Origin of the sequence: Hydrogenophaga sp., assembly GCF_041633695.1 — a bacterium.
GTDB lineage: Bacteria > Pseudomonadota > Gammaproteobacteria > Burkholderiales > Burkholderiaceae_C > Hydrogenophaga.
The window spans coordinates 1-5,502 of record NZ_JBFJMY010000285.1; the positions used below are offsets into that span (position 1 = coordinate 1).

5 protein-coding genes are annotated in these 5,502 nt (G+C 66.4%); all 5 read right to left on the minus strand.

Annotated elements, in window-relative coordinates; genetic code table 11:
• The coding region (locus tag ABYB95_RS16080; RefSeq protein ID WP_372659570.1) for an efflux RND transporter periplasmic adaptor subunit at positions 1–1,049 on the minus strand (1,049 nt) is incomplete at its 3' end.
• On the minus strand, positions 1,046–3,415 hold the full coding sequence (locus ABYB95_RS16085) for an FtsX-like permease family protein (RefSeq protein WP_372659572.1): 2,370 nt from the start codon (positions 3,413–3,415) through the stop codon (positions 1,046–1,048). The genes ABYB95_RS16085 and ABYB95_RS16080, both read right to left, overlap by 4 nt.
• 7 nt (positions 3,416–3,422) lie before the next feature.
• Entirely contained in the window at positions 3,423–4,160 is a 738-nt protein-coding gene (locus tag ABYB95_RS16090) for an ABC transporter ATP-binding protein (protein WP_372659573.1), read from the minus strand.
• Positions 4,161–4,344: 184 nt separating this feature from the next.
• Positions 4,345–4,920, minus strand: coding sequence for a VTT domain-containing protein (locus tag ABYB95_RS16095; protein ID WP_372659574.1), 576 nt, complete (start codon positions 4,918–4,920; stop codon positions 4,345–4,347).
• A gap of 15 nt (positions 4,921–4,935) precedes the next feature.
• A partial coding sequence (gene msrA / locus ABYB95_RS16100) for a peptide-methionine (S)-S-oxide reductase MsrA (protein WP_372659575.1) occupies positions 4,936–5,502 on the minus strand: 567 nt, incomplete at its 5' end.

Genomic DNA, 5,502 nt, shown 5'->3' on the forward strand with positions numbered 1-5,502 from the left:
CGCACCAGGGCCGCCGTGGGCACCAGCAAGACGTCGGCCTGTGAAAAAACGGTGATGCGCGCATCGACGCGAAAGCCATCCCCCAGGCGCCAGGCCTCGTCCGCGGTCGACGCCAGGTCCACGACCACGTTCACGCGTTGCTCCTCGATGCCCAAGGCCGAGATCTTGGTGAAGGCCACGGGTTCGATGCGCGCCACACGCCCAGCAACCGGTGGCGCGCCGCTGCCGGTGGACAGCTGCACCACGGCACCGGGCTGAATTTGCTGCACCTCACCCGACAGCACATCGATCACCGCCTCCATGGCCGAGGTGTCGCCAATGTCGAGCAGGGGTTGCCCGGCGGCGACCGGCGAAGCACTGTCCTTGTAGAGCTTGAGCACCTGCCCGTTGACCGGGCTCTTGAGCTGCCAGATTCCTGCTGTCGGCGCAGCGCCACCGGCGGGCTGGGAGCGACTCAGGGCGGCTCGTGCCTCGGACAGGGAGAAATCGGCCACGCCCTGCTGGGCACGGGCTGCGGTCAACGCTTCCTGCGCGGCCTGGCGGGCCAGTGTGGCCTGATCGCGTGCCGAGGGGGCAATGAACTGGTCCTTGGCGAGCTGCTCCGCACGGCGAGCTTCCAGCGTGGCCTGCTCCAGTGCGGTCTGTGCGCGCTGCACCTGGGCTGCCAAAGCGCGGCGCGCGGCCTCGGCGCTGCCGACCCGTTGCTCCAGCACGGTGCGGGTACGCGCATCGATCATTTGCGGCGCGGCGGGCTCGAGTGTGGCGACCACATCACCGGCGCGCACCACATCACCCACCTTGAGCGAAGGCCGCAGCAAATCGGCTGGCGTGGGGGCGGCAATGGTGTAGCGGTTTTTCAGGCGCAACTGGCCGTCCTCCTCAATGATCTGCTCGAAGCTGCCTTTGACCACCTGTGCCACCTCCACCACCAGCGGACGTGGACGGTAGACCGCAAACACCAGCGCCGCAGCAGCCACCAAGACCAACCCCCAGCCGATCCAGCGGCGCAGCATCTTGCCTGGTGTCTTGCCTTGCTTGTTGTCGTTCATTCGCGCACCTTCAATACGGCAACCAGATCGAGCTGGTCGATTTTTCGGCGCACCAGCAGCGCGCTGGCAACGCCCGCTGCCAGCACGATGAGGGCCGCCGACGCGTAGGTCGACGGTTCGATGACCACCGGGAAATCGATGCTGTCGGACGACATCAAGTGCATCATCAGCGAGGCCAGCCCCCAGCCCGCCGCCGCCCCGACCGGCAAAGCGACCAGCAGTTCGGCGCCCAGCTCGCCCAGCAGCAACACCGAGACCTCGGCCCGCGTCATGCCCAGCACGCGCAGGCTGGCCAGTTCCCAGGCACGCTCCGAGAGCGAGATGCGGGCCGCGTTGTAGATGATGCCCACCGCCATGGCCACTGCAAACAGGGTGAGGATGCCACTGAACACCCCCATGCTGCGCGAGGTGGTTGCGTTGAAGGCGGCCATGGAGCCGGCCTTGTCAAACACCGAACCAATGGCCGGCGCCGCTTTCACCGCGCGCCAGAAGGCGTCCATGGCCAGGGGATCGACCAGCAGGGCTGCATCGGCCACGCCGTCACCGTCTCGCGCCAGGCGGTTCATGGCGTCCAGGTTCATGTAGAGCTGTTTGCCAAACATGGTGTGCACCACGTCGACCACCGTCACCTCGGTGTGCACCTGGTTCCAGAGCCGGAATTCGAGCGCGATGCGGTCGCCCACCCGCGCCTGCAACGCCTGCGCGAGCAAAGCACTGAGCACCACGCCCTGCGCGGGCATGCCCACCGGCCCGCGCTGCTCGTCCACCAGGCGCATCAGCTGCGCGTCGCTGCGCAGGCCCATGAGGGCCGTGTCTTCGCTGTTGCCGTGCACGCGCACCCGCACAGGCTCGGTGCGGTAGGGCTCGGCGTTGATCACGCCCGGCAGGCGCTTGAGATCGTTCACCACCCCCACCGGCACCGGCCGGTGGAAGTTCACCAGCACGTCGCCCTGCTGCATCTGGCGGAACTGCACGTCGACGATGTGGGCAATCGCGTCGAGCCAGAATGCGCCAGAAATTTGCAGCGCCACCGCCATGGCAATGCCGGTCACGGTGAAGGCGGCCCGCAGCGGACGGCGCTCGAAATTGCGGACCACCATCAGCGCGCCCGTGCTGACATAACGGGCCAGCCCCATGCGCTCGATCAGCGTGGCGCGGTAGCTCGGCGGTGCCGGTGCTTGCATGGCCTGCGCGGGCTTGAGCCGCACCACCGCGCGGATGGCGGTCCAGGTGCCCAGCGCTGCGGCCAGCGCCGCGATCAGCGCCGACAGGACCACCAGCCACGATGCGGTGGCATAGGCCAGGTCGTTGAAGCGGAACACCTCGTCGTACAGGCCGAGCATGCCCCGGCCAATGAGCACGCTCAGCCCCAGACCGACCAGGGCACCCAGCCCGGCGATGGTGATGGCGAGCTGGATGTAGTGCCAGGCGATGGCGCTGTCGCTGTAGCCCAGTGCCTTGAGCGCGGCGATCTGGCTGCGCTGCGTGGCGACCTGGCGGCTCAGCACCACGTTGAGTATGAACATCGCCACCGCCAGAAAGATCGCGGGCAGCACCGTGCCCATCACCTGGAGTTGCGACAGCTCGTCCTCGACGATCTTGGCCGACAGTTGCCGGTCGCGCCCCACCGCACCGATGCCACCATAGGGCTCCAGCAAGCGGTCCACCTGCACCAGCACCGGCGCCACGGCCACGCCGGCATCCAGCCGCAGCGCCAGCTGGTTGAACGCCCCCTGCATGTCAAAGGCCTGGCTCATGCGCGTGCCGTCGATCCACCAGATGCCAAAGGACTGGTCGTCGGGCGCACCACCCTGCGAGGCGAACACATACTCGGGCGAGGCCGCCGTACCCACAAGGTGGATGCGCTCGCGTTTGCCGTTCAGGATGGCGTGCACCGTGTCGCCCGGGTGCAGACCGCGCGCCACGGCAAAGCGGTCGCTCACCAGGGCTTCCAGCGCACCCGTGCGCTCGGGCCAGCGCCCGCGTTGCAGCGTGAGCGCGTTGATGCCCTGGCGCCCCGCGTGCACGCGCACCAGATCGACACCGACAAAACGCCCCGTCACCGGTGGCAGCACGCCGGGCAGATCGATCTGCGCGTCGAACACCACATCGAGCTTGACCTCGGCCACACCGGGCAGCGCCACCAACCGGTCGCGCAGATGGACCGGTGCGCGCTTCACACCGGCAAACACATCGGCCAGGCGGTTGTCGCGGTAGAAAGCATCGCGCGAATCCTGCAGCGACTGGTGCACGGAGAACATCGAGACAAAACCGGCCACACCGATCGCCACCACCAAGGCAATGGTCAGCACCTGGGCGCGCAGACGCTGCAGGTCGCGCCAGAGCTTGATGTGCAAAGCCTTCATGCGGGTGTCACCAGCTCAGCGACAAGGCGGGCACCTTGTGCGCATTGACCCGGCTGTCGACAATGCGGCCATCGGCGAGACGCAGCACACGGTCGGCCATGTCGGCGATGGGCGCGTTGTGGGTGATCACCACCGTGGTCGTGCCCAGCTCGCGGTTCACATGCTCGATGGCCTGCAAAACCATCACACCCGTCGCGCAGTCCAGCGCCCCGGTGGGTTCGTCGCAGAGCAGCACGGCGGGGTTCTTGGCAATGGCGCGGGCAATCGCCACGCGCTGTTGTTCACCACCGGAGAGCTGGGACACGAAATGGTTCATCCGCGACCCCAGCCCCACCAGCGCCAGCGCGTCTTCGGGCTTCATCGGATCCTCGGCCAGATCGGTCACCAGCGCCACGTTCTCGCGCGCGGTGAGGCTGGGTATGAGGTTGTAGAACTGGAACACGAAGCCCACGTGCTCGCGCCGGTAGCGCGTGAGCGCCGCGTCGTCGGCACCGATGAGCTCGTGCAGCTCACCCGCGTGGTTCCAGCGCGCAGAGCCGCTGGTGGCGCTGTCCAGTCCGCCCAGGATGTTGAGCAGGGTGGACTTGCCGCTGCCCGACGCCCCGAGCAGCACCACGAACTCCCCACGCCGGATGTCCAGGTCGACTCCGCGCAAGGCGTGCACCGCCGTTTCGCCCGCACCGTAGACCTTGGTGAGGCCACGGGCGAGGAAAACCGATTCGGCTGGTGTGTCGGGCGTGTTCATGTACCGGGGTGAGCAAGGGACCAGCGTGAAGGCCTTGCATGCCTTGATGACAGAAAGCCCCTGAGCGTGCAGCGCAAGCCGCACATTCCCAGTATTTCAGAGCATGCCCTGCACTGGATTGATCTGTATCAACTGCAAACCCGGCACTGTGCGAAACAGCGCCCACGTTCTCAGCTGCCCCGGATCAGTTTGCACCCAGCCACTTCGCCAGATGGTCGAAGAACAACACGTAGAGCGCGATCGGCAAGGGCAAGCCCAACAAGGTGCCCAGCAGGTAATGGCGAAACCGGATGCCCGACAAGGCCAGGGCGGCGTTCAGCGCCGGTAGGGTCTGGCACAACATGCGCAGGCCGATCACGCTGCGCAGCGGCGCGGTGTCGAGCTGGCGCAGCAGCGTGAGCGCCAGCGGGTTTTTCAAGCGCCGCAAAGCGTCCCCACCGAGCCAGCGAATCACCCAGAAGGTCAACACGCAAGAGACGCTGGCCGCTGCATACGTGGCCCAGCCGCCGGACCAGGCACCAAAAGCATAAACCGCCGCAGCCAGGAAAACCCAGCCGGGAATCAGCATCAAATTGCCCAACGAGAACAAGGCGATGAACAACAGGACGCCGCCCAAGCGATGGCCCGCGATGGCTTCCCGGATCGCGGCCAGCTCAAAATGTCCGCCCAGTGCGGTCTGCCGCACCAGCAGCAACAAGCCCACAAACCCGACCACGGCCAGCAAACGGCCATGGTTTCTGAGCAGATCGGGAATGCTCATGGCCAACCCTCCCTGTTACTGCCCCCACACCCGCTTGAGCTGGGCGTCGCGGCCACAGGCATAGCGGTAGTAGCTGTAGCGCACGGAGTTCTTCTTGGAATAGTCCTGGTGGTAGTCCTCGGCCAGATAGAAGGCACTGGCCGCAGCGAGCTCGGTGTGGATTGTCTTGAAGCGACCGGACTTGGCCAGTGCATCGCGGCTGCTCTCTGCCGCCTTGCGTTCGTCTTCGTTGCCCCAGTAGATGCCACTGCGGTATTGGCTGCCGATGTCGCAGAACTGGCGGTCTTTTTCGGTCGGGTCTATGGTTTTCCAGAAATACTCGACCAGTTGCGCGTAGCTCACTTTGCCCGGGTCGTAGGTGACGCGCACCGCCTCGGTGTGGCCAGTGCCGCCAGCGCTCACCTGCTGATAGGTCGGGTTGGCGACCTTGCCGCCGGTGTAGCCCGACTCCGCCTCGATCACACCGGGCAGCTTTTCAAAGTCGGACTCGGTGCACCAGAAGCAACCGCCGGCAAAGATGGCGGTGGCGTTGGCTGCGTGGACGACTGGCGCCAGCCCGGCAAGCGCTGCGGCCAGTGCCAG